This window comes from Phytopseudomonas daroniae (assembly GCF_004327275.1).
Classification (GTDB): Bacteria; Pseudomonadota; Gammaproteobacteria; order Pseudomonadales; family Pseudomonadaceae; genus Aquipseudomonas; species Aquipseudomonas daroniae.
Genome location: NZ_QJUJ01000001.1, coordinates 380,960 through 403,836, shown reverse-complemented (window position 1 = coordinate 403,836; position 22,877 = coordinate 380,960). Strand labels below are relative to the sequence as shown.

Annotated in this window: 19 protein-coding genes; 17 read left to right on the top strand and 2 right to left on the bottom strand. The window is 62.4% G+C overall.

Going from position 1 to position 22,877, the window contains the following annotated elements:
• The first annotated feature begins 5 nt into the window (after positions 1-5).
• The 10 genes from murD to ltrA all read left to right on the top strand — a co-directional run bounded on the left by murD (position 6) and on the right by ltrA (position 12,270).
• Positions 6-1,352, top strand: a complete 1,347-nt coding sequence (gene murD / locus DNK10_RS01945) for a UDP-N-acetylmuramoyl-L-alanine--D-glutamate ligase (RefSeq protein ID WP_131190416.1) — start codon at positions 6-8, stop codon at positions 1,350-1,352.
• Complete coding sequence (ftsW, locus tag DNK10_RS01940; RefSeq protein WP_423228045.1) at positions 1,349-2,578, top strand: putative lipid II flippase FtsW; 1,230 nt, start codon at positions 1,349-1,351, stop codon at positions 2,576-2,578. The genes murD and ftsW overlap by 4 nt, the downstream gene beginning before the upstream one ends.
• Entirely contained in the window at positions 2,568-3,638 is a 1,071-nt protein-coding gene (gene murG / locus DNK10_RS01935) for an undecaprenyldiphospho-muramoylpentapeptide beta-N-acetylglucosaminyltransferase (RefSeq protein ID WP_131178834.1), read from the top strand. Before ftsW ends, murG begins: the two co-directional genes overlap by 11 nt.
• Positions 3,639-3,672: 34 nt before the next feature.
• Positions 3,673-5,079: a UDP-N-acetylmuramate--L-alanine ligase gene (gene murC / locus DNK10_RS01930; protein WP_242674621.1), complete on the top strand. Its 1,407-nt coding sequence runs from the start codon at positions 3,673-3,675 to the stop codon at positions 5,077-5,079.
• Positions 5,076-6,026, top strand: a complete 951-nt coding sequence (locus DNK10_RS01925) for a D-alanine--D-alanine ligase (RefSeq protein WP_131190415.1) — start codon at positions 5,076-5,078, stop codon at positions 6,024-6,026. The genes murC and DNK10_RS01925 overlap by 4 nt, the downstream gene beginning before the upstream one ends.
• Positions 6,027-6,028: 2 nt before the next feature.
• Complete coding sequence (locus DNK10_RS01920; protein ID WP_131178837.1) at positions 6,029-6,886, top strand: cell division protein FtsQ/DivIB; 858 nt, start codon at positions 6,029-6,031, stop codon at positions 6,884-6,886.
• Positions 6,887-6,908: 22 nt separating this feature from the next.
• Positions 6,909-8,156: a cell division protein FtsA gene (gene ftsA / locus DNK10_RS01915; protein WP_131178838.1), complete on the top strand. Its 1,248-nt coding sequence runs from the start codon at positions 6,909-6,911 to the stop codon at positions 8,154-8,156.
• Between the two features lie 78 nt (positions 8,157-8,234).
• Positions 8,235-9,425: a cell division protein FtsZ gene (ftsZ, locus tag DNK10_RS01910; protein ID WP_131178839.1), complete on the top strand. Its 1,191-nt coding sequence runs from the start codon at positions 8,235-8,237 to the stop codon at positions 9,423-9,425.
• Positions 9,426-9,537: 112 nt separating this feature from the next.
• Positions 9,538-10,449 carry a UDP-3-O-acyl-N-acetylglucosamine deacetylase gene (gene lpxC, locus DNK10_RS01905; protein ID WP_131178840.1) on the top strand — a complete coding sequence of 304 codons (912 nt, stop codon included), beginning with the start codon at positions 9,538-9,540 and terminating at the stop codon, positions 10,447-10,449.
• A gap of 453 nt (positions 10,450-10,902) precedes the next feature.
• Positions 10,903-12,270: a group II intron reverse transcriptase/maturase gene (gene ltrA, locus DNK10_RS01895; protein WP_131190414.1), complete on the top strand. Its 1,368-nt coding sequence runs from the start codon at positions 10,903-10,905 to the stop codon at positions 12,268-12,270.
• Positions 12,271-12,555: 285 nt separating this feature from the next.
• Here the strand turns inward: ltrA and DNK10_RS01890 are convergent, their stop codons facing one another.
• On the bottom strand, positions 12,556-13,014 hold the full coding sequence (locus DNK10_RS01890) for a DciA family protein (protein ID WP_131178841.1): 459 nt from the start codon (positions 13,012-13,014) through the stop codon (positions 12,556-12,558).
• Between the two features lie 86 nt (positions 13,015-13,100).
• On the opposite strand from DNK10_RS01890, the gene DNK10_RS01885 reads away from it, so the two are divergent.
• From DNK10_RS01885 to DNK10_RS01855, 7 genes are all read left to right on the top strand, one after another.
• Positions 13,101-14,027, top strand: coding sequence for a M23 family metallopeptidase (locus DNK10_RS01885; RefSeq protein WP_131190413.1), 927 nt, complete (start codon positions 13,101-13,103; stop codon positions 14,025-14,027).
• 168 nt (positions 14,028-14,195) lie between these two features.
• Complete coding sequence (gene secA / locus DNK10_RS01880) at positions 14,196-16,949, top strand: preprotein translocase subunit SecA (protein ID WP_131190412.1); 2,754 nt, start codon at positions 14,196-14,198, stop codon at positions 16,947-16,949.
• A gap of 261 nt (positions 16,950-17,210) precedes the next feature.
• Positions 17,211-18,428 carry a bifunctional glutamate N-acetyltransferase/amino-acid acetyltransferase ArgJ gene (argJ, locus tag DNK10_RS01875; protein WP_131190411.1) on the top strand — a complete coding sequence of 406 codons (1,218 nt, stop codon included), beginning with the start codon at positions 17,211-17,213 and terminating at the stop codon, positions 18,426-18,428.
• Between the two features lie 171 nt (positions 18,429-18,599).
• On the top strand, positions 18,600-19,223 hold the full coding sequence (locus tag DNK10_RS01870) for a glutathione S-transferase family protein (RefSeq protein WP_131190410.1): 624 nt from the start codon (positions 18,600-18,602) through the stop codon (positions 19,221-19,223).
• Between the two features lie 2 nt (positions 19,224-19,225).
• Entirely contained in the window at positions 19,226-20,170 is a 945-nt protein-coding gene (locus DNK10_RS01865; protein ID WP_131190409.1) for a Nudix family hydrolase, read from the top strand.
• 296 nt (positions 20,171-20,466) lie between these two features.
• A complete protein-coding gene (locus DNK10_RS01860) occupies positions 20,467-21,396 on the top strand; it encodes an AEC family transporter (RefSeq protein ID WP_131190408.1) in 930 nt (309 codons plus the stop codon).
• Between the two features lie 21 nt (positions 21,397-21,417).
• Complete coding sequence (locus DNK10_RS01855; protein ID WP_131190407.1) at positions 21,418-22,308, top strand: RluA family pseudouridine synthase; 891 nt, start codon at positions 21,418-21,420, stop codon at positions 22,306-22,308.
• On the opposite strand, the gene DNK10_RS01850 is transcribed toward DNK10_RS01855, so the two are convergent.
• Positions 22,298-22,873, bottom strand: coding sequence for a cob(I)yrinic acid a,c-diamide adenosyltransferase (locus tag DNK10_RS01850; RefSeq protein WP_131190406.1), 576 nt, complete (start codon positions 22,871-22,873; stop codon positions 22,298-22,300). The two genes, DNK10_RS01855 and DNK10_RS01850, sit on opposite strands and share 11 nt — an antisense overlap.
• Positions 22,874-22,877: the final 4 nt, after the last annotated feature.

Genomic DNA, 22,877 nt, shown 5'->3' with positions numbered 1-22,877 from the left:
AACGAATGAGCCTGATCGCTTCCGACCAATTCCGCATCGTTGTCGGCCTCGGCAAGAGCGGCATGTCCCTGGTGCGCTACCTCGCGCGCCAGGGTGTGCGCTTTGCCGTGGTCGATACCCGTGCCAATCCGCCGGAGCTGAGCACCTTGCGTGAACAGTTCCCGCAGGTCGAAGTGCGTTGTGGCGAACTGGACGTGGAATTCCTCGGCCGGGCCAGCGAACTGCTGATCAGCCCCGGCCTGGCCGTGGCGACCCCGGCGTTGCAGGAAGCTGCAAAACGTGGCGCCAAATTGTCCGGCGACATCGACCTGTTCGCCCGCGCGGCGAAGGCGCCGATCATCGCTATCACCGGTTCCAACGCCAAGAGCACAGTGACCACCCTGGTCGGCGAGATGGCCGCAGCGGCTGGTCGCAAGGTTGCCGTGGGCGGCAACCTCGGCACGCCGGCGCTGGATCTGCTCGCCGATGACGTCGAGCTGTACGTGATCGAACTGTCCAGCTTCCAGCTGGAAACCACCGAGCTGCTCAATGCTGAAGTGGCGACCTGCCTGAACGTCAGCGAAGACCATATGGATCGTTACGCCGACCTGCCGGCCTATCACCTGGCCAAGCATCGCGTATTCCGCGGCGCCCGCCAGGTAGTCGTGAACCGTGACGACCCGCTGTCGCGGCCGATGATCGCCGACCAGGTTCCATGCTGGAGCTTCGGCCTCGGTAAGCCGGACTTCAAGCGTTTCGGCCTGCTCGAGGAAAACGGCGAGAAGTACCTGGCCTACCAGTTCGAGGCACTGCTGCCGGTGCGTGAGCTGAAAATCCGCGGCGCGCACAACCAGTCCAACGCGCTGGCGGCGCTGGCGCTCGGCCATGCCGTGGGCCTGCCGATGGCGACCATGCTCGATACCCTCAAAGGCTTCACCGGTCTGCCGCACCGCTGCCAGTGGGTTGGCGAGCGCGCGGGCGTGAGCTATTACGACGATTCCAAAGCCACCAACGTGGGCGCAGCCCTGGCTGCCATCGAAGGCCTGGGCGATGACATCGCCGGCAAGCTGGTGCTGATCGCCGGCGGCGATGGCAAAGGCGCCGATTTCTCCAGCCTGCGCAAACCGGTGGCCGCCCATTGCCGCGCCGTGATTTTGCTTGGCCGTGATGCCGACAGGCTGACGGCAGTGCTGGAGGGCGCGGTCGAGATCGTTCGTGTCGACAGCCTGCAAGCCGCTGTCGAGCAGGCCGCGCGCATCGCTCAAGACGGTGACGCCGTGCTGTTGTCGCCGGCCTGCGCCAGCCTCGATATGTTCAAGAACTTCGAAGAACGCGGGCGCCTGTTCGCCCAGGCCGTGGAGGCGCTCGTCTGATGCTGTCCTTCCTGCGCCCGTATCCGTCTCCGTTGTTCAGCCGTCGTGGCCTGGACATGGATTTCCCCATGCTCGCCGGCTGCCTGGCGCTGCTCGGTCTCGGGCTGGTGATGATCTCCTCGGCATCCACCGAAGTGGCGGCAGTCAACACCGGCAGCCCGCTGTACTACATGATCCGCCACCTGGTGTATCTGGTGATCGGCCTGGGCGCCGCTGGCGTGGTGCTGATGATCCCGCTGGCCACCTGGCAGCGCCACAGCTGGTTGCTGCTGCTGGTCGCGATTGCGCTGCTGGTGATGGTGCTGGTACCGGGCATTGGCCGCGAAGTGAATGGCGCACGGCGCTGGATCGGTTTCGGCGCGTTCAACATTCAGCCCTCGGAGATCGCCAAGGTCTTCGTGGTGCTCTACCTCGCCGGCTATCTGGTGCGTCGCCAGGAAGAAGTGCGCGAGAGCTGGGCCGGCTTTTTCAAACCGTTCGTGGTGTTGTTGCCGATGGCCTTCCTGCTGCTGCTGGAGCCGGACTTCGGTGCCACGGTCGTGATGATGGGCGCGGCGATGGCCATGCTGTTCCTCGGCGGCGTCGGCCTGCTGCGCTTCGGCTTGATGGTGGCTCTGGCCGTGGGCGCGGTGTTCGTGCTGGTGCAGACTCAGGAATACCGCCTGCAGCGCCTGATCACCTTCACCGATCCGTGGGCCGACCAGTATGGCTCCGGCTATCAGCTGACCCAGGCGCTGATCGCCTTCGGTCGCGGCGAGTGGCTGGGCGTGGGCCTGGGCAACAGTATCCAGAAGCAGTTCTACCTGCCGGAAGCGCACACCGACTTCGTATTCTCCGTGCTGGCCGAGGAGCTTGGTCTGGTCGGCGCGCTGCTGACCGTGGGGCTGTTCGTTTTCGTCAGCGTACGAGCCTTGTACATCGGCCTGTGGGCGGAGCGCGCCAAGCAGTTCTTCTCCGCTTATGTGGCCTTCGGTCTGGCGTTCCTGTGGATTGGTCAGTTCCTGATCAACATTGGTGTGAACATCGGCCTGTTGCCGACCAAAGGTCTGACCCTGCCATTCCTCAGCTACGGCGGCAGCTCCCTGGTGATCTGCTGCGTCAGCCTGGCGCTGCTGCTGCGCATCGAGTGGGAGTCGCGCAATCAACTGGGCAGCGAAGACGTCGAGTTCGACGAGTCGGACTTCCCCGAGCCCGCTATCGGCAGGGAGGCGCATCATGGCCGGTAACGTGCTGATCATGGCGGGCGGCACCGGGGGCCATGTGTTCCCGGCCCTGGCCTGCGCGCGTGAATTCCAGGCCCGCGGCTACCGCGTGCACTGGTTGGGCACGCCACGCGGTATCGAGAACGAGCTGGTGCCGGCTGCCGGCCTGCCGCTGCATCTGATCAACGTCAGCGGGTTGCGCGGCAAAGGCAAGCTGTCGCTGCTCAAGGCGCCGCTGCAACTGCTCAAGGCGCTGTTCCAGGCCCGCAAGGTGGTGCGTGAGCTGCAACCGGTCTGTGTGCTCGGTATGGGCGGCTACGTGACCGGCCCGGGCGGCCTGGCTGCCCGCCTGGCTGGCGTGCCGCTGATCATTCATGAGCAGAATGCCGTGGCCGGTACCGCCAATCGCAGCCTGGTGGCATTCGCCAGTCGGGTCTGCGAGGCTTTCCCCGACACCTTCGCCGCGTCGGACAAGCGTCGTACCACCGGCAACCCGGTGCGCGAGGAACTGTTCCTGGAAACGCCCCGCGATTCCTTGACCGGTCGTCGCCCGCGTCTACTGATTCTGGGCGGCAGCCTGGGTGCCGAGCCGCTGAATAAACTGTTGCCCGAGGCGCTGGCGCAGGTATCTGCCGAACTGCGGCCGGAAGTCTTCCACCAGGCGGGCAAGCAACACGCCACGGTTACCGGCGAACGTTACACCGCTGCGGGCGTCGAAGCGCAAGTCGCGCCTTTTATCAGCGATATGGCCCGTGCCTATGCCTGGGCCGATCTGGTGGTCTGCCGCTCCGGCGCGCTGACCGTCAGCGAACTGGCTGCCGCCGGTCTGCCGGCTTTCCTGGTGCCGTTGCCCCACGCGATCGACGACCACCAGACGCGTAATGCCAGCTATCTCGCGAAGGACGGTGCTGCCGTTCTTCTGCCACAACGCTCCACTGACGCTGCCGATCTGGCAGCGCAGCTGACCGAGGTCTTGATGCACCCCGAACGACTCAAAGAAATGGCCAGCACGGCACGTCGCCTGGCCAAGCCCGATGCCACCCGTAGCGTTGTCGATGTTTGTCTGGAGGTGGCCCGTGGCTAAGTCTCCCGCAGCGGTCAAGGCAGAAGTGCGGCGCATGCGCCGTATCCGCCGTATTCATTTCGTCGGCATCGGCGGAGCCGGGATGTGCGGCATCGCTGAAGTGCTGCTCAACCTCGGTTACGAAGTTTCCGGTTCCGACCTGAAGACTTCGCCCGTCACCGAGCGCCTGGAAAACTTCGGTGCCCACATCTTTATCGGCCACCGTGCCGAGAACGCCGAAAACGCCGATGTGCTGGTGGTTTCCAGTGCCATCAATACCTCCAACCCGGAAGTCGCCACAGCGTTGGAGCGCCGTATCCCGGTGGTGCCGCGTGCCGAGATGCTCGCCGAACTGATGCGCTACCGCCATGGCATCGCCGTGGCCGGTACCCATGGCAAGACCACCACCACCAGCCTGCTGGCGTCGGTGTTCGCCGCTGGTGGCCTGGATCCGACCTTCGTGATCGGCGGCCGCCTGAACGCTGCCGGCACCAACGCGCAGCTCGGCACCAGCCGTTACCTGATCGCCGAGGCCGACGAGAGCGATGCCAGCTTCCTGCACCTGCAGCCCATGGTTTCGGTGGTCACCAACATCGATATGGATCACATGAGCACCTATGAGGGCGACTTCAACAAACTGAAGAAGACCTTCATCGAGTTCCTCCACAACCTGCCGTTCTATGGGCTGGCAGTGGTGTGCGTGGATGATCCGGTGGTGCGCGAGATTCTCTCCCAGGTGGGGCGCCCGACGGTGACCTACGGGTTCAGCGAAGACGCCGACGTGCGCGCCATCAACGTTCGCCAGCAGGGCATGCAGACGTTCTTCACGGTACTGCGCCCGGACTGCGAGCCCCTCGACGTGTCGGTGAACATGCCGGGCAACCACAACGTGCTCAATGCCCTGGCGACCATCTGCATCGCCACCGACGAAGGCATCAGCGACGAGGCCATCGTTCAGGGCCTGTCGCAGTTCCAGGGCGTCGGTCGCCGCTTCCAGGTCTACGGCGAGCTGCCGGTCGAAGGTGGCGAAGTGATGCTGGTCGACGATTACGGCCACCACCCGCGTGAAGTCGCGGCAGTGATCAAGGCCGTGCGTGGCGGCTGGCCGGAGCGCCGTCTGGTGATGGTCTACCAGCCGCACCGCTTCAGCCGTACCCGTGACCTGTACGACGATTTCGTCCAGGTACTGGCCGATGCCAACGTGCTGCTGCTGATGGAGGTCTATCCGGCCGGCGAAGAGCCGATTCCCGGTGCCGACAGCCGTCAGCTGTGCCACAGCATCCGCCAGCGCGGTCAGCTGGATCCCATTTATGTCGAACGTGGTGCCGAACTGGCGCCGCTGATCAAGCCGCTGCTGCGTGCCGGCGACATCCTGCTTTGCCAGGGTGCCGGCGACATCGGCGGGGTTGCCCCACAACTGCTGCAAAGCCCGCTGTTCAGCGTGCAAGGTCAAGGGAAATGAGTGCCGAAACCCTGAAATCCAAACTGCCGGCCTCGGCGTTCGGCCGCGTCGCCGTGCTGTTCGGTGGCAAGAGCGCCGAGCGCGAGGTCTCGCTGAAATCCGGCAATGCCGTGCTGTCTGCACTGCAGAGCGCTGGCGTGGATGCCTTCGGCATCGATGTGGGTGATGATTTCCTCGAGCGCCTGCTCAGCGAGAAGATCGATCGCGCCTTCATCGTATTGCATGGTCGTGGTGGCGAAGACGGCAGCATGCAGGGCCTGCTCGAATGCGCCGGTGTTCCCTACACCGGTAGCGGCATTCTGGCCTCGGCCCTGGCCATGGACAAACTGCGCACCAAACAGGTGTGGCAGAGCCTGGGGCTGTCCACGCCGCGTCATGCCGTGCTGGCCAGCGCCGACGACTGCCGTCGTGCCGCTGCCGAACTGGGCTTCCCGCTGATCGTCAAGCCGGCCCATGAAGGTTCCAGCATCGGCATGGCCAAGGTCGCCGATGTCGAGGCGCTGATCGCTGCCTGGCAGGATGCTGCCGTCTACGACAGCCAGGTACTGGTCGAACAGTGGATCCACGGTCCCGAGTTCACCATCGCCATGTTGCGCGGCGAAGTACTGCCGCCAATCGCTCTGGGCACGCCGCACAGTTTCTACGATTACGACGCCAAGTACCTGGCCGATGACACCCAGTACCGCATTCCCTGTGGCCTCGATGCCGACAAGGAAGCCGAACTCAAGGCGCTGACCGCCAAGGCCTGCGAGGCCGTGGGCACGCAGGGCTGGGCGCGTGCCGACGTGATGCAGGATGCCGAAGGGCGTTTCTGGCTGCTCGAAGTGAACACCGTGCCAGGCATGACCGATCACAGTCTGGTGCCGATGGCGGCGCAGGCCGCCGGCCTGGATTTCCAGCAACTGGTGTTGGCGATTCTTGCCGATAGCGTCGAGGCCCGGGGGTAATCATGAGCACCGTCTTGCGTCACCAGCCAGGTTCAGCCCGCGCGCCCATGCGCAGCAAGGCTGTGCCACGCGGCGCCAGCCGTCTGGTGGCGAAGGATCCGATCAGCCTGCGCTTGCCGCGGCCCAATTTCAGCCTGCTCAAGCGCATCACCTGGCCGGTGTTGTTGCTGGTGCTGGGTTTCGCTGCCTATGAGTTGTCGCTGCGCCTGCTGCCTTACGCGGATCGGCCGATTGCCAAGATCAGCGTCGAAGGCGACCTGAGCTACATCAGCCAGCAATCGGTGCAACGGCGCATTGAACCTTTCGTCAGTGCGAGCTTCTTCAGTGTCGACCTTGTGGGAATGCGCCACGAACTGGAGCGGATGCCCTGGATCGCCCATGCCGAAGTACGTCGTGTATGGCCGGATCAGGTGATGGTGCGTCTGGAGGAGCAGTTGCCGATCGCTCGCTGGGGTGACGAAGCGCTGCTCAATAACCAGGGCCAGGCATTCGCGCCGAAGGAGTTGGCGCACTACGAGAATCTGCCGCAGCTGTATGGGCCGAAGCGAGCGCAGCAGCAAGTGATGCAGCAGTACCAGGTGTTGAGCCAGATGCTGCGACCAATGGGATTCACCGTGGCACGCCTGGAGTTGCGTGAGCGCGGCAGCTGGTTCCTGTCCACCGGGCAGGGCATCGAAGTGCTGCTGGGACGCGACCATCTGGTGGAAAAAATACGTCGTTTCGGCGCCATCTACAGCAAGGCGCTGAAGGATCAGAAAGACAATATCGCGCGGATCGATCTGCGCTACGCCAATGGCCTTGCCGTTGCGTGGCACGAGCCGCCAGCGTCCGTAGCGGTCGAAACCGCTGCGGCGCAATGAATCAGGAGAGAAGGCAAGAGTCATGGCAAACGTGCAGAGCGGCAAGATGATCGTTGGTCTCGACATTGGCACCTCCAAGGTGGTGGCGCTGGTGGGCGAAGTGACCGCTGATGGTCAGCTGGAAATCGTCGGTATCGGTACCCATCCGTCGCGCGGCCTGAAGAAGGGCGTAGTGGTCAATATCGAGTCCACGGTGGCCTCGATCCAGCGTGCGGTCGAAGAAGCCCAACTGATGGCGGGTTGCCGTATCCACTCGGCGTTCGTCGGCGTGGCGGGCAACCACATCCGTAGCCTCAACAGCCACGGCATTGTCGCCATCCGCGACCGTGAGGTCAGCAGCGCCGACCTGGAGCGTGTGCTCGACGCCGCCCAGGCCGTGGCCATTCCGGCCGACCAGCGCGTGCTGCATACCTTGCCGCAGGATTACGTGATCGATAACCAGGAAGGTGTCCGTGAGCCCCTGGGCATGTCCGGCGTGCGCCTGGAAGCCAAGGTGCACGTGGTGACCTGTGCAGTGAACGCGGCGCAGAACATCGAGAAGTGCGTACGCCGCTGCGGTCTGGAAGTCGACGACATCATCCTCGAGCAGCTCGCTTCCGCGTATGCGGTGCTGACCGACGACGAGAAGGAACTGGGTGTGTGCCTGGTCGACATCGGTGGTGGCACCACCGACATCTGCATCTTTACCGAAGGTGCGATCCGCCACACCGCGGTGATCCCGATCGCCGGCGACCAGGTCACCAACGACATCGCCATGGCGTTGCGTACCCCGACCCAGTACGCCGAGGAGATCAAGATCCGTTACGCCTGCGCCCTGGCCAAGCTGGCTGGCGCTGGCGAAACCATCAAGGTACCGAGCGTGGGCGACCGTCCGCCGCGCGACCTGTCGCGCCAGTCCCTGGCCGAAGTGGTCGAGCCGCGTTACGACGAACTGTTCACCCTGATCCAGGCCGAGCTGCGTCGCAGCGGCTACGAAGACCTGATCCCGGCGGGCATCGTGCTCACCGGTGGCACGGCGAAGATGGAAGGCGCGATCGAACTGGCCGAAGAAATCTTCCATATGCCGGTGCGCCTCGGCGTGCCCCATAGCGTCAAGGGGCTCAGTGATGTGGTGCGCAATCCCATTTATTCGACGGGCGTTGGCCTGTTGATGTACGGGCTGCGCAAGCAGTCCGACGACATCCCGATGCCCGGAAACGGTGGCTACGGCGATGAAACGAAAACCCCGGTGCTGGAGCGGCTCAAACGCTGGATCCAGGGCAATTTCTAATGTTGGGCGGCGCGTGCACGGGCGTGTGCGGCGTCATCAGCAGTAGGCGTTAAAACTAGAAAGTACAGGAGAGATACCATGTTTGAACTCGTAGACAACCTTCCGCAAAGCGCGGTCATCAAGGTAATCGGTGTCGGTGGTGGTGGTGGCAACGCCGTCAATCACATGGCCAAGAGCAACATCGAAGGCGTCGAATTCATTTGCGCCAACACCGATGCCCAGGCACTCAAGAACATCGGTGCACGCACCGTGCTGCAACTCGGCACAGGTGTGACCAAGGGGCTGGGTGCTGGCGCCAACCCGGAAGTCGGCCGTCAGGCGGCTCTGGAAGATCGTGAGCGTATCGCCGAAGTGCTGCAGGGCTGCGACATGGTCTTCATCACCACGGGCATGGGTGGCGGTACCGGTACCGGTGCTGCGCCGGTGATCGCCGAAGTGGCCAAGGAAATGGGCATCCTGACCGTTGCGGTCGTGACCCGTCCGTTCCCGTTCGAGGGCCGCAAGCGCATGCAGATCGCCGATGAAGGCATCCGTGCGCTGCAGGAAAGCGTCGATTCGCTGATCACCATCCCCAACGAAAAACTGCTGACCATCCTCGGCAAAGACGCCAGCCTGCTGTCCGCCTTTTCCAAGGCCGATGACGTGCTGTCCGGTGCCGTACGTGGCATCTCCGACATCATCAAGCGTCCTGGCATGATCAACGTCGACTTCGCCGACGTGAAAACCGTGATGAGCGAAATGGGCATGGCAATGATGGGCACCGGCTGCGCCAGCGGTCCCAACCGTGCTCGCGAAGCCACCGAGGCGGCCATCCGCAATCCGTTGCTCGAAGACGTCAACCTGCAAGGCGCTCGCGGTATCCTGGTGAATATCACCGCAGGCCCTGATCTGTCCCTGGGTGAATACTCCGATGTGGGTAACATCATCGAACAGTTCGCTTCCGAGCACGCTACCGTCAAGGTGGGTACCGTCATCGATCCGGACATGCGCGACGAGCTGCACGTGACCGTTGTCGCTACCGGTCTGGGGGCGCGCATCGAGAAGCCGGTCAAGGTCGTCGACAACACCGTTCAGGTCGCTGCCGCTCAGCCCACCGCACCCGTAGCTGCCCCGGTTCGCAGCGAGCAGAACGTCAACTACAAGGATTACGAGCGCCCGACCGTACAGCGTCAGAGCCATGGTGGCGCAGCCACTGCGGCGAAGATGAATCCTCAGGATGACCTGGATTATCTGGACATTCCGGCGTTTCTGCGTCGTCAGGCAGATTGATGAAATCTATCAGGAGTATAAGGGCGATTGGTGTTCAGCAAAGGTTGGTTCTGCTATTATCGCCAGCCTTTGTTGAAAACAATTCGCACCTAGCGCTATAGCGGCCAGAGCAATGATCAGACAACGCACCCTGAAGAACATCATCCGCGCCACGGGTATCGGCCTGCACTCCGGGGAAAAGGTTTACCTGACCCTGAAGCCGGCTCCGGTGGATACCGGCATCGTGTTCCGTCGCACCGACCTCAACCCCGTAGTAGAGGTTGTCGGTTACGCCCTGAACGTCGGTGAAACCACCATGTCGACCACGTTGGTCAATGGTGATGTCAAGGTGGATACGGTAGAGCACCTGCTTTCGGCCATGGCCGGTCTGGGCATCGATAACGCCTATGTCGAGCTCTCTGCATGTGAAGTGCCGATCATGGATGGCAGTGCTGGACCCTTCGTTTTCCTGATTCAGTCGGCTGGTCTGCAAGAGCAGGACGCCCCCAAGAAGTTCATCCGCATCACCCGTGAAGTGACCGTGACGGACGGCGACAAGCGCGCCACCTTCGTCCCGTTCGAAGGCTTCAAGGTGAGCTTCGAGATCGATTTCGACCACCCGGTGTTCCACGACCGTACCAAGACCGCGAGTGTGGATTTCTCCAGCACTTCGTTCGTCAAGGAAGTCAGTCGTGCGCGCACCTTCGGCTTCATGCGCGACATCGAGTTCCTGCGTTCGCAGAACCTGGCACTTGGCGGCAGCGTGGACAACGCCATCGTGGTGGACGAATTCCGTGTACTCAACGAAGACGGCCTGCGTTACGAGGACGAATTCGTCAGGCACAAGATTCTCGATGCGATTGGTGACCTTTATCTGCTCGGCAACAGCCTGATCGGTGAATTCCGCGGCTACAAATCCGGCCACGGCCTGAACAATCGCCTGCTGCGCGCCTTGATCGCACAGCCGGACGCTTGGGAAGTGGTCACTTTCGAAGACGCCGATGCTGCACCGATTTCCTACATGCGCCCGGTTGCGGCGGTGTAAGACACTCTCCTTGCTTTATCTTCAAGGCCACCTCCGGGTGGCCTTTTTTTGTGCGCCCAGCATGGGCGCACTCTTGGAGGTGCAAGTCCTCCCGTGAGCTGGCCACAGCGAACGAAGCGAAGCGCAACTGCGTGAGGGTGACCGAGCGTGGGGAGGAAGCGTGGAGCGTAATCTGCGAGCCGATGGACAAGAATCGGATATGAGGCGCTGCCGAGCAGGGCGAGCGGGCAAGGAACCGCGAAGCTCTCGTGGCCAAGGCGAAGCGGCGTAAATCCGGCGGTTGTGCAGAGAAGGAGTGCACTCTTACCTGGGGAGATCTCGCTTTGCGCCTGAAAGGGCGACGGTGTTTGCTCGGAGCGAGAAGTCAGCAGAGGTCGTAGTAGTCGAACAGTTGAGCCACTGTAGGCTCGAAACACCAGACGAAGGGCCGAACGAGAAGGAGCATCAAACGTCTTGTCGATGAGTCGTGCAGTGCATCAGATGCCTGTGAGAACGGGGCGGGTCGCTCAGGGTCGAGGTGAAGCCTCGATGCTGCCGTCCAGCGATGAAGCACGCCTCCCGCGGCAAGGAACGGGGGATGCAGGGCGATGCCTGTTGGAACAGGTCGTCGCACAGGAGAATATGCAGCGCGCCTGGAAGCGCGTGAAGGCGAACAAGGGAGGTGCCGGGGTGGATGGTCTGGACATCGCCCAGACCGAATCCCATCTCAGGCAGGTATGGTCGAGTATCCGACGTCAACTGCTGACGGGAACCTACCAGCCATTACCGGTACGGCGCGTATGCATACCGAAGCCGGACGGGCGTGAGCGAGAGCTGGGCATCCCCAGTGTGACCGACCGTCTGATCCAGCAAGCGCTGCTGCAAGTGCTGCAACCGCTGATTGATCCCACTTTCAGCGAGCACAGCCACGGGTTCCGGCCAGGTCGCCGAGCCTGGGATGCGATCTTGTCTGCCCAGAAGTATGCCCAGGAAGGCTACTGCACCGTTGTGGACGTCGATCTGTCCAGGTTCTTTGACCGAGTCAATCACGACATCCTGATAGAGCGATTGAGTAGGCGTGTGAGTGATGCTGGCGTGATCCGTCTGGTTCGGGCCTATCTGAATGCTGGAATCATGGATGGTGGTGTGGTGGTCGAGCGATTGGAAGGCACACTGCAAGGTGGGCCGCTGTCGCCACTGCTGGCTAATGTGCTGCTCGATGAGGTGGATAAAGAGCTTGAACGCAAGGGGCATCGTTTCGCCCGTTACGCCGACGACTGCAACGTCTACGTGCGCAGCCAGAAGGCCGGTGAGCGAGTGATGATCCTGCTCAAACGCTGCTACGACAAGCTGCGCCTGAAGATCAATGAATCGAAAAGCGCGGTGGCGAGCGTGTTTGGGCGTAACTTCCTCGGCTACTGCTTGTGGCAAAGCCACGACGGTGAAGTACGCCGTGGCGTATCGAAGAAGACGCTGGAGGTGTTCAAGCAACAGATCAGGCGGTGTACTCGCCGCAATGGCGGGCGCAGCCTTGCCGAGGTGATCGAAAAGCTTTGCAGCTATCTGCCGGGATGGAAAGGCTACTTCAGCTTGGCGCAAACACCGCGAGTCTGGCGAAGGTTGGATGAGTGGATGCGTCGCAGGCTAAGAGCCATTCAACTCAAACAGTGGCGGCGCGGCAAAACGATCTACCGGGAACTGCTTCGCCTAGGGGCTACGCAGGGTGTGGCGCAATCGGTTGCGGCGCTGAGCCGCCGCTGGTGGCATAACAGCCTGTCTGCTGGGCATCATGTTTTGACGATCAGCTATTTTGATCGTCTGGGTGTGCCAAGACTCTCCTGACCTCAACATCTCGAACCGCCCGGTGCGGACCCGCATGCCGGGTGGTGTGGGAGGGGAACGGCTTTAGCCGTCCCCTATCCCGATTGTTGCCTGCCATCCCTGGCAGCAACCCTACGGGCCGTCGCGGAGCGACGTCAAAAATTGCTCCCGGCCATTTTTTGTGCCCGTGTTTTTGCTCACGCATGGCGCTGCCGGGCAGCATTCAGCGCAGCCAAGGGGCACTGGAGCAGGAGGGTCGACGTTCTTCGTCTGCTACCGATTGGGCCGGTAACAGCTTGACCCGTTTTACGAATCGCTACGTCGGCGATGGCTGGCCAGGCGCTCCAGGGCCTCACGCAGGCGCGGATCGCTGACGCCATCAGCGGTTGCCTGAATGCTGTCTGCGGCGCTGTCGGAAAGTTCGAAAGGGCGACCGGGTTCACGCCTTTCGGTACTGGGAGGTTGCACCTTGAAGAGAATTTTCGTTAAGGTCGCGAACGTTTCGAGCGCTTGCAACTGCCTCTGCAGGCGTCGCTGTTGATAGCGCAACCGGGTGGCCCAGTGGCCGTCGGTGACGATTAGAAGTAGACAGCCTTCTCGCCAGGACGCCACGTGGCAATGTTCCCGTGCGGCTGGTTGCAGTTGGCTTTCCAGCAACTGCTGCAGGTGATCGATCCGCTGAGCCTGATTGAACAGGGCTTTCAGTGGCTTCGCCTCGCGCAGCAGTGCGGCGGGAGCCTTGGCCGGCAAGGGACGAAAACTCATGGCGGGAAGCCTGCGACTTTTGGAGCCGTCATGTTAGCAGAACCTTGCTGACCACTTCTGGTTCCTCCTTTTTACATGGGGATGTCATGCACATCATTTTGCTCAGTCGACGCCACGGCGCCGCGCGCTCGCTCAGTCTCGATCTGCGTTGGCTGGTGCTTGCCCTGGCGCTGCTGATCGCTGTCGCAGTCGGCGGTGGCGCTGCGGTGGGCGCCTGGCTGGCACCGAATGCCGCGGGCATACCGGAAAGCATCGAGATCACTCAGGCGCTGGATGCCCAGCGTGACGAAGTCGGCGCGGTACGTATCAATGCCCAGCGTCAGCTGGATGCCTTCGCTGCTCACGTCGCCGAGTTGCAGGCTCGACTGACCCGGCTCGATGCATTGGGTGAGCGGCTTACCGAACTGGCGGAACTGGATGCCAGTGAATTCGACTTCTCTCTAAGCGTCGGCCAGGGTGGTCCCGAAGAACTCCTCGGTGGCGCCGCCTATGCACCGCCACCGTTCATGAGCACGCTGGATGAGCTGGCGCTGCGCATGGACAGCCGAGAACAGCAGCTTGAAGTGCTGGAACAACTGCTGGCGGATCGTCGTATCGACGAGGCCGTGATGCTGTCCGGGCATCCGGTGTTGCAGGGTTATATATCTTCGCCGTTCGGCCGTCGTGTCGATCCGCTGACCGGTCGTATCAGCGTGCACAAGGGTGTGGATTTTGCCGCCAAGGGAGGCAGTGACGTGGTCGCTGTTGGCGCAGGCGTGGTGACTTTCGCCGGCCGCCGTAACGGTTATGGCAACACCGTGGAAATCAGTCACCCCGATGGTTATGTGACCCTGTACGCCCACAATCGCGACAACCGCGTGCAGGTCGGTGATCTGGTGCAGCGTGGTCAGACCATCGCGACGGTGGGCAGCACCGGGCGTTCGACCGGCAATCATGTTCATTTCGAAGTCAGCCGTAATGGGCAACTGATCAATCCGCACAGTTACATTGCGCGAGTCAGCGACGGGGAATGAGCAGACCGTAGCGGTCGGCCTCATGCATCGACCAATGGCCCTGTGCCAATAACGCAGCTTTCCTCAAGTCCTTTTCCGGGTAGAATGCCCCTTTGCACGCAGCCATAAGGGCTGCATGGGCGCCTAACGGGGCCGCCCTCCATCCATAGCGTGGAAGATCCTGTCGATATGTTTGCGCCTTTGTTGAAAAAACTCTTTGGAAGCAAGAACGAGCGTGAGGTCAAGCGCCTGCTCAAGGCGGTTCAGACCGTCAATGCATTCGAGGAGCAGATGCTCGCGCTCTCCGATGAGCAACTGCGCGCCAAGACCGAAGAATTCAAGGCCCGCCTGGCCAAAGGCGAAACCCTGGATCAACTGTTGCCCGAGGCCTTCGCCGTCGCCCGCGAGGCCGGCAAACGCGTGATGGGCATGCGTCACTTCGACGTCCAGTTGATCGGTGGTATGGCCCTGCACGAAGGCAAGATCGCCGAGATGCGTACCGGTGAAGGTAAAACCCTGGTCGGGACTCTGGCCGTTTACCTCAATGCACTGGAAGGCAAAGGCGTGCACGTGGTCACGGTCAACGACTACCTGGCCCGCCGCGACGCCAACTGGATGCGTCCGCTGTATGAGTTCCTCGGCCTGTCGGTCGGTATCGTCACCCCGTTCATGCCGCCGGATGAAAAGCGTGCTGCCTATGCCGCCGACATCACCTACGGCACCAACAACGAATTCGGTTTCGACTACCTGCGCGACAACATGGCGTTCAGCGTGGAAGAGAAATTCCAGCGCGAGCTGAATTTCGCCGTGATCGACGAAGTCGATTCGATCCTCATCGACGAAGCTCGTACGCCGCTGATCATCTCCGGTCAGGCTGAAGACAGCTCCAAGATGTACATCGAAATCAACAAACTGATTCCTCGCCTCAAGCTGCACATCGAGGAAGAAGAAGGCGTGGTCACTCAACAGGGCCACTACAAGGTCGACGAGAAGAGCCGCCAGGTCGAGCTCAACGAGGAAGGCCACCAGTACATCGAAGACATGCTGGCCCAGAACGGTCTGCTGGCCGAGGGCGAGAGCCTTTATTCGGCGCACAATCTGGGTCTGCTGACCCACGTGTACGCAGGCCTGCGCGCTCACACCCTGTTCCAGCGCAACGTCGAATATATCGTGCAGAACGGCCAGGTCATCCTGATCGACGAGCACACCGGTCGTACCATGCAGGGCCGTCGTTTGTCCGAAGGTCTGCATCAGGCCATCGAGGCGAAGGAAGGCGTGAATATCCAGGCCGAGAGCCAGACCCTGGCTTCGACCACCTTCCAGAATTACTTCCGCCTGTACAAGAAACTGTCCGGGATGACCGGTACCGCTGACACCGAAGCCTTCGAATTCCGCCAGATCTACAGTCTGGATGTGATGGTGATCCCGACCAACAAGCCGGTTTCCCGTAAAGACTTCAACGATCTGGTCTACCTGACCCAGGAAGAGAAGTACGCGGCGATCATCAACGACATCAAGGAGTGCCAGGCCCAGGGCCGGCCGATCCTGGTCGGCACCGCGACCATCGAAACGTCCGAGTACATGTCGCGGTTGCTGGAACAGGAAGGCATCGAGCACAAGGTGCTCAACGCCAAGTTCCACGAAAAGGAAGCCGAGATCATTGCCCAGGCCGGTCGCCCAGGCGCGCTGACCATCGCTACCAACATGGCGGGTCGTGGTACCGACATCCTGTTGGGCGGCAACTGGGAAGTGGAAGTCGCCGCGCTGGAGCTTTCCAGCCAGGAGCCGCCCACCGAGGAGCAGGTTGCGCAGATCAAGGCCGATTGGCAGAAACGCCACCAGCAGGTTCTGGAATCCGGCGGTCTGCACGTGATCGCGTCCGAGCGTCACGAGTCACGCCGTATCGACAACCAGTTGCGTGGTCGTGCCGGTCGCCAGGGTGACGCCGGTTCCAGCCGCTTCTACCTGTCGCTGGAAGACAGCCTGATGCGTATCTTCGCCTCCGATCGGGTGAAGAACTTCATGAAGGCATTGGGCATGCAGCCCGGCGAGGCCATCGAGCACCGCATGGTGACCAACGCCATCGAGAAGGCGCAGCGCAAGGTCGAGGGCCGTAACTTCGACATGCGTAAGCAACTGCTCGAGTTCGACGACGTGGCCAACGAGCAGCGCAAGGTGATCTACCACATGCGCAACACCTTGCTGACCGCCGACAATGTTGGCGAGACCATCGAGGACTTCCGCAGGGAAGTGCTGGACAACACCATCAACGCGCACATGCCACCGCAGTCGCTGCCCGAGCAGTGGGACATCGCAGGTCTGGAAGAGGCGCTGTACGCGGGCTTCAACCTGCGTCTGCCGATCCAGCAGTGGCTCGACGAAGACGACAAACTGTACGAGGACACGCTGCGCGAGCGCATCCTCAAGGAGCTGGTCGAGGCTTACAACGAGAAGGAAACCCAGGCCAGCGCCGAGGCGCTGCGTACCTTCGAGAAGCAGATTCTGCTGCGTGTGCTCGACGACCTGTGGAAAGATCACCTGTCGACGATGGATCACCTGCGTCACGGTATCCACCTGCGCGGCTACGCCCAGAAGAACCCGAAGCAGGAATACAAGCGCGAGTCCTTCACCCTGTTCCAGGAACTGCTGGATTCGATCAAGCGCGATGCCATCCGCGTGCTCTCGCACGTTCAGGTTCGCCGCGAAGATCCGGCCGAGGAAGAAGCCCGTCTGCGTCGCGATGCCGAAGCGTTGGCCCAGCGCATGCGGTTCCAGCATGCCGAAGTTTCTGCGCTCGAAGAGCCTGAAGCCGAAGCGCAGGATGGTGGCGATGTCGCCGTTGCCACTGCACCGGTGCGTGCCGAGCAGAAGATCGGTCGCAACGAGCTCTGCCCGTGCGGTTCCGGCAAGAAGTACAAGCACTGCCACGGTCAGGTCAACTGAGAACCTGCCCACGACTAGCTACGCGTCGGCCCTGCGGCGTTGAAAACAGGCTCGGACTGCTCATGTACAAAAGTACACTCCGCGTCCTCGCCTGTTTTTGTGGGGCCGCCTAGGCCTGGCATGGCTCTAGCTCGCAAGGTCGTGAACTGGTTCTGATCCTGAGCTGGCTGTAACGTCCAAACGCCGCGAAGGGTCTACCCCTTCGCGGCGTTTTCGCATCGAACACGCTGTGCAATTCCACCTAATTCGAGGAGCTTTCCCATGGCTGTTGGTCTTGGCCCGCTGTCTACCCTGCACCCGGTTCCAGGTTTCGAGCTGGGCATCGCCTCTGCCGGCATCAAGCGCCCGGGGCGCAAGGATGTGGTGGTGATGCGTTGTGCCGAAGGTAGCAGCGTGGCGGGCGTGTTCACCCTCAATGCGTTCTGCGCGGCGCCGGTGATTCTGGCCAAGAAGCGCGTGTCCGGCAGTGTGCGCTACCTGCTCACCAACACCGGCAACGCCAATGCCGGCACCGGTGAGCCGGGGTTGCAGAATGCCATTCGTACCTGCGCCAGTCTGGCCAGTCTGGCGGACGTGGATGAAAGCGAAGTGCTGCCGTTTTCCACGGGCGTGATCGGTGAGCCGCTGCCGGTGGAAAAGATCGAGGGCGCGCTGCAGGCGGCTCTGGACAACCTCTCCGTGAACAACTGGGCCGATGCCGCTACCGGCATCATGACCACCGATACCCTGCCCAAAGGCGCCAGCCGTCAGTTCAACCATGAAGGCGTGACGGTCACCGTGACCGGCATCAGCAAGGGTGCGGGCATGATCAAACCGAACATGGCTACCATGCTCGGCTATATCGCCACCGACGCCAAGGTCGCCCAGGGCGTGCTGCAGGATCTGCTGCGCGACGCGGCGAACAAGTCGTTCAACCGCATCACCATCGACGGCGACACCTCGACCAACGACTGCTGCATGCTGATCGCCACCGGTCAGGCGGCACTGCCGGAAATCACCCAGGCCAGCGGCGCGCTGTTCGCGGCGCTCAAACAGGCGGTGTTCGAGGTGTGCATGGACGTGGCCCAGGCCATCGTGCGTGACGGTGAAGGCGCGACCAAGTTCGTCACCGTGCAGGTCAATGGCGGGGCCACCCACCAGGAGTGCCTGGATGTCGGTTACGCAGTGGCTCACTCGCCATTGATCAAGACCGCACTGTTCGCTTCCGACCCCAACTGGGGGCGTATCCTCGCCGCCGTTGGCCGCGCCGGTGTGGCGCAGCTCGACGTCAGCAAGATCGATGTGTTCCTTGGCGACGTATGCATCGCCAGCAAGGGCTGCCGTGCTTCCAGCTACACCGAAGAGCAGGGCTCGGCGGTGATGGCCGAAGAGGAAATCACCATCCGCATCGAACTGGGCCGCGGCACCTGTAGCGAAACCATCTGGACCACCGATCTGTCCCACGAGTACGTGAAGATCAACGCCGAATATCGGACGTAGGGTAGCCACAAGCTGCAAGCGAGCCGTTCGCTGTCCAGCTTCCACTTGCAGCTTGAGGCTTGCAGCTCAAACCCATTCCCCTCGTGCATGGCCCCATGAACGAGGGGAATTTGCTATCGGGCCGATCACGGCGGAAGCTGCGTGAGTATTCATGGCAGATGGAGAGCGCTCATGTCATTGGAACTGGTCATAGGCAACAAGAACTACTCGTCCTGGTCGCTGCGTGGCTGGCTGGCGATCGAACTCAGTGGCGCCGCTTATGTGGAAACCCTGGTACCGCTATATGCGGCCGATAGCCATGCCCGTCTGCTGAGCCAGTCGCCGACGGCCAAGGTGCCGGTGCTCAAGACCGACGCTGGGGTGATCTGGGATTCCCTGGCCATCGCCGAATACCTTGCCGAGCGTTTTCCCGAATCCGCCCTGTGGCCGCGCGACGTAGCGGCTCGTGCCATGGCGCGCTCCGTCTGTGCGGAGATGCACAGCGGTTTCAGCGCGCTGCGTAGCCATATGCCGATGGACATGCAGCGTAATGCGCCGTTGACCAGCATCGCTGACGAGGTGCAGAACGACATCCAGCGCATCGTTGCCTTGTGGGCAGATTGCCGTCAGCGTTTTGGCCAAAGCGGGCCGTATCTGTTCGGCCAGGTCAGCATCGCCGATGCCTACTTCGCTCCGGTTGCCAGCCGGCTGCGCAGCTACGCAGTGCAATTGCCGGAAGACGCCGCGGCCTATGTGGACACCATTTTTCAGTGGCCGGCATTCCAGCGCTGGCTGCAGGCAGCCTTGAAGGAGTGAATGTGAAGCGCGTGCATGTAGCGGCAGCGGTGATTCGCGGTGAGGATGGTCGCATCCTCATCGCCAGGCGTCCCGATGACAAGCACCAGGGCGGGCTCTGGGAGTTTCCGGGTGGCAAGGTCGAGGAGGGCGAGGCCGTGCTGGCGGCTTTGTCCCGCGAGCTGGAAGAGGAATTGGGTATCCGCCCGGAAACCGCCCGGCCGCTGATCCAGGTACGCCATGACTATGCCGACAAGCATGTGTTGCTCGACGTCTGGGAGGTCAGCCGTTTCAGTGGCGAGCCACACGGCGCCGAAGGCCAGCCGCTGGCCTGGGTGAGTGCGCGGCAACTGGGCGACTACGCGTTTCCGGCAGCCAACCGGCCGATCGTCGCGGCCGCGCGTTTGCCCGAGCACTACCTGATTACCCCGGACGGCCTGGACGGCCCCGAGCTGCTGGCTGGCATTCGTGCAGCCATCGGTCGTGGCGTGCGTTTGATCCAGTTGCGTGCGCCGGCGATGTTCGATGCCCAGTACCGGGATCTTGCCGTCGATATCCAGGGCCTGTGCGCCGGCAAGGCGCAATTGATGCTCAAGGGGCCGCTGGAATGGTTGGGGGATTTTCCCGCTGCGGGTTGGCACCTGACGGCCGAACAATTGCGCAAGTATGCCGCCAGGGGCCGCCCGCTAGCGGCAGACCGTTGGCTGGCGGCTTCCTGCCATAGCGCTGAAGAATTGCAGCTGGCAACGCAGATCGGTGCCGATTTCGTCACCCTGTCGCCACTGCAGGCGACCCAGAGCCACCCCGATGCGCAACCCTTGGGTTGGGAGCAGGCCGGCGAGCTTCTGCAGCGCTTCAACCAGCCCTGCTATCTGCTCGGTGGAGTTGGCCCGCAACACAGCGAGCAGGCCTGGCAGGCCGGCGCGCAGGGTGTAGCCGGGATTCGGGCTTTCTGGCCTGAGCACTAGTGTCGCGTCACACATCAAATGTCGTGTCCGAGCGATCGGGCTGAGTGGTCGCTCAAAGGGGCGAAGGCAGCCGTAGGATGGGTGAAACCCATCATTGGCCGATGGGTTGCACCTGCGCGGCCCGACCCATCCTACGACCGTCCGCTTCCGCCGCCTCGGGCACATCGACCATCCTGTCCGACATATGACCGTTGTCGCGACACCAGGAGTTTCAGCACGACCGCGCCGCCGCTTGTACTGGACGGCGGCAGCACCTACCCTGCGTCGTCCCGTTTTCGCTAAGAGTTCTCTGGCCCATGGCCTCGGTTTTCAATGTCATCCTGCCGGTTTTTGCACTGATCCTCGCGGGCTTTACCTGTCGGCGGCTGGGCCTGCTCGGTGCCAATGCCGCCTCGGAGATCAACCGCATGGTGGTCTGGCTGTGCCTGCCGGCGCTGCTGTTCGAGGCCATGGCGACGGTCGTCTGGGAGGAGATCTGGCAACCCGGTTTCATCCTCGCTTACGGCATCGCCACCCTGGGCATTTTTGCCCTGGTGCTGCTGTGGCGTCTGCGCCGTACCGGTAGCCTGGCCGATGCCAGTGTGCAGGGGCTCAGCGCGTCCTACGCGAATACCGGTTACATGGGCATCCCGCTGTGTCTGCTGGTGTTCGGCGAGGCCGGTATGGAGCCGGCGCTGATCGCGTGTCTGATCGTCATCTGCGTGCTGTTCGCCCTCTCGGTGGTGTGCATCGAGGTGGGCCTGCAGAACGAGAAGAGCGTCCTGCTGGCCGTGCGCAAGGTTTTCATCGCCCTGCTGAAGAACCCCATCGTCATGGCCCCGCTGCTCGGTGCATTGTGGGCCGCGACGGCGCAGCCGCTGCCAGAACCGTTGCATCAGTTTCTCAAGCTGCTCGCCGCCGCTACCGGCCCCTGTGCGTTGATCGCTCTGGGCCTGTTCCTGGCGCACAAGCATGACGGGCCGAAAGAGCGCGGTACCAGCCTGGTGCTGATCAAGCTGATCGCTCACCCGTTGATCACCTGGGTGCTGGCCGTTTACGTTTTCCGCCTGCCGCCCTTATGGGCTCATGCCGCGCTGCTGCTCAGCGCGTTGCCGACCGGCACCGGGCCATTCATGCTCGCCGAGTTCTACCGTCGTGAGGGCTCTCAGGTGTCGAGCACCATCCTGTTGTCGACCTTGGGGTCGCTGGTGACGCTGTCGATCTGTCTGTACCTGATCGCGCCCTGAAACCGCGTCTGGAGCCCTCGCATGTCCGTATCCGATTACCCGCCAACCACCCTGCGCCCCAGCACCTTGCATCTGCCGGCAGGCCCGTGGACGACTGTGCTCGACTGTCTGTGTGCGCACTTTCCGGCGATTTCACGGGAGGTCTGGCTGGAGCGTGTGATGCGGGGGCGGGTGCTGGATGCGGATGGAGCGCCCATCGGTATCGATCACCCTTACCGGGTCGGCTTGCGCGTGCATTACTTTCGCGAGGTACCGGCCGAGCCGCAGATTCCTTTCGAAGAGACGATCCTGCACGTCGACGAGCACCTGCTGGTCGCCGACAAACCGCATTTCCTGTCGGTGATGCCGGCGGGCACCTATGTCGAACAAACGCTCTTGGCGCGCCTGGTCAAGCGCACCGGCAATGCCGACCTGGTGCCGCTGCACCGTATCGATCGGCATACCGCCGGGCTGGTGCTGTTCTCCACCAACCCGCAGAGCCGTGGTCGTTACCAGGCGCTGTTTCGTGAGCGAAACATCGACAAGCGTTACGAGGCGCTGGCAGCGCCGTTGCCACACTTGCAGTTTCCGTTGCTGCGCGAGACCCGTTTCGAGGCGGGTGAGCCGTTCTTTCGCATGCGCGAAGCGCCGGGCCCGGCCAATACCCGGACGCGAATCGAGGTGATCGAGGTGCGCAGTGATTGCTGGCTTTACGGTCTCGAACCGGTTACCGGCAAGAAGCACCAACTGCGGGTACACATGGCGGCGCTGGGGGCGCCGATCCTCAACGATCCCTTCTATCCCGAGGTGAGCAGCGCCGAGGCTGAGCCCGACGATTACAGCCGACCGCTGAAGCTGTTGGCCCGCGGGTTGTCCTTTGTCGATCCGCTGAGCGGCGAGTCGCGGCGTTTCGAGAGTCGTTTCAGCCTTTAGGCACCGCCTGCCAGAGCACTTCGTCGATCCCCTGGCGCCTGGCGATCAGCCGCGCCGCCACGAACAGCAGATCGGACAATCGGTTGATATAGGCCAGCAGCTCGCCGCGCAGGGGCTCGATCGCATTGAGCTGCCCGCAACGCCGTTCGGCACCCCGTGCAGTACTGCGGCACAGGTGGGCCTGGGCGATCAGACGGGAGCCGCCGGGCAGGATGAAGTTCGTCAGCGGGCCGACTTCCTCGTTCCAGCGATCGATGGCCGATTCCAGGCGCTCGATCTCGACCGCTTGCAGCGCCTGGTAGTCCGGCATCGCCAACTCGCCACCCAGGTCGAACAGACGGTGCTGACAGGGCGACAGCACATCGATCAGTTCGGCAAGCGCCGGACAGTGGCTCTGCTGCTCTATCAGCTCGGCCAGCAACAGGCCGAGCTGACTGTTCAGCGTGTCCACCTCACCTATGGCTTCGATGCGCGGGTGATCCTTGCCGACCCGGCGGCCGTCGGCCAGCCCGGTTTCACCGGTATCGCCGGTGCGTGTGTAGATTTTCGAGAGTCGATAACCCATAGGG

Excerpts from the sequence above, each read along its gene's own strand:
- DNK10_RS01860 (WP_131190408.1), top strand. The coding sequence starts at position 20,467 with ATGGCCTCGGTTTTCAATGTCATCCTGCCGGTTTTTGCACTGATCCTC.
- DNK10_RS01885 (WP_131190413.1), top strand. The coding sequence starts at position 13,101 with ATGCACATCATTTTGCTCAGTCGACGCCACGGCGCCGCGCGCTCGCTC.
- argJ (WP_131190411.1), top strand. The coding sequence starts at position 17,211 with ATGGCTGTTGGTCTTGGCCCGCTGTCTACCCTGCACCCGGTTCCAGGT.
- DNK10_RS01870 (WP_131190410.1), top strand. The coding sequence starts at position 18,600 with ATGTCATTGGAACTGGTCATAGGCAACAAGAACTACTCGTCCTGGTCG.
- DNK10_RS01855 (WP_131190407.1), top strand. The coding sequence starts at position 21,418 with ATGTCCGTATCCGATTACCCGCCAACCACCCTGCGCCCCAGCACCTTG.
- DNK10_RS01850 (WP_131190406.1), bottom strand. The coding sequence starts at position 22,873 with ATGGGTTATCGACTCTCGAAAATCTACACACGCACCGGCGATACCGGT.
- lpxC (WP_131178840.1), top strand. The coding sequence starts at position 9,538 with ATGATCAGACAACGCACCCTGAAGAACATCATCCGCGCCACGGGTATC.
- murD (WP_131190416.1), top strand. The coding sequence starts at position 6 with ATGAGCCTGATCGCTTCCGACCAATTCCGCATCGTTGTCGGCCTCGGC.
- DNK10_RS01925 (WP_131190415.1), top strand. The coding sequence starts at position 5,076 with ATGAGTGCCGAAACCCTGAAATCCAAACTGCCGGCCTCGGCGTTCGGC.
- murG (WP_131178834.1), top strand. The coding sequence starts at position 2,568 with ATGGCCGGTAACGTGCTGATCATGGCGGGCGGCACCGGGGGCCATGTG.
- murC (WP_242674621.1), top strand. The coding sequence starts at position 3,673 with ATGCGCCGTATCCGCCGTATTCATTTCGTCGGCATCGGCGGAGCCGGG.
- ftsA (WP_131178838.1), top strand. The coding sequence starts at position 6,909 with ATGGCAAACGTGCAGAGCGGCAAGATGATCGTTGGTCTCGACATTGGC.
- DNK10_RS01920 (WP_131178837.1), top strand. The coding sequence starts at position 6,029 with ATGAGCACCGTCTTGCGTCACCAGCCAGGTTCAGCCCGCGCGCCCATG.
- secA (WP_131190412.1), top strand. The coding sequence starts at position 14,196 with ATGTTTGCGCCTTTGTTGAAAAAACTCTTTGGAAGCAAGAACGAGCGT.
- DNK10_RS01890 (WP_131178841.1), bottom strand. The coding sequence starts at position 13,014 with ATGAGTTTTCGTCCCTTGCCGGCCAAGGCTCCCGCCGCACTGCTGCGC.
- ftsZ (WP_131178839.1), top strand. The coding sequence starts at position 8,235 with ATGTTTGAACTCGTAGACAACCTTCCGCAAAGCGCGGTCATCAAGGTA.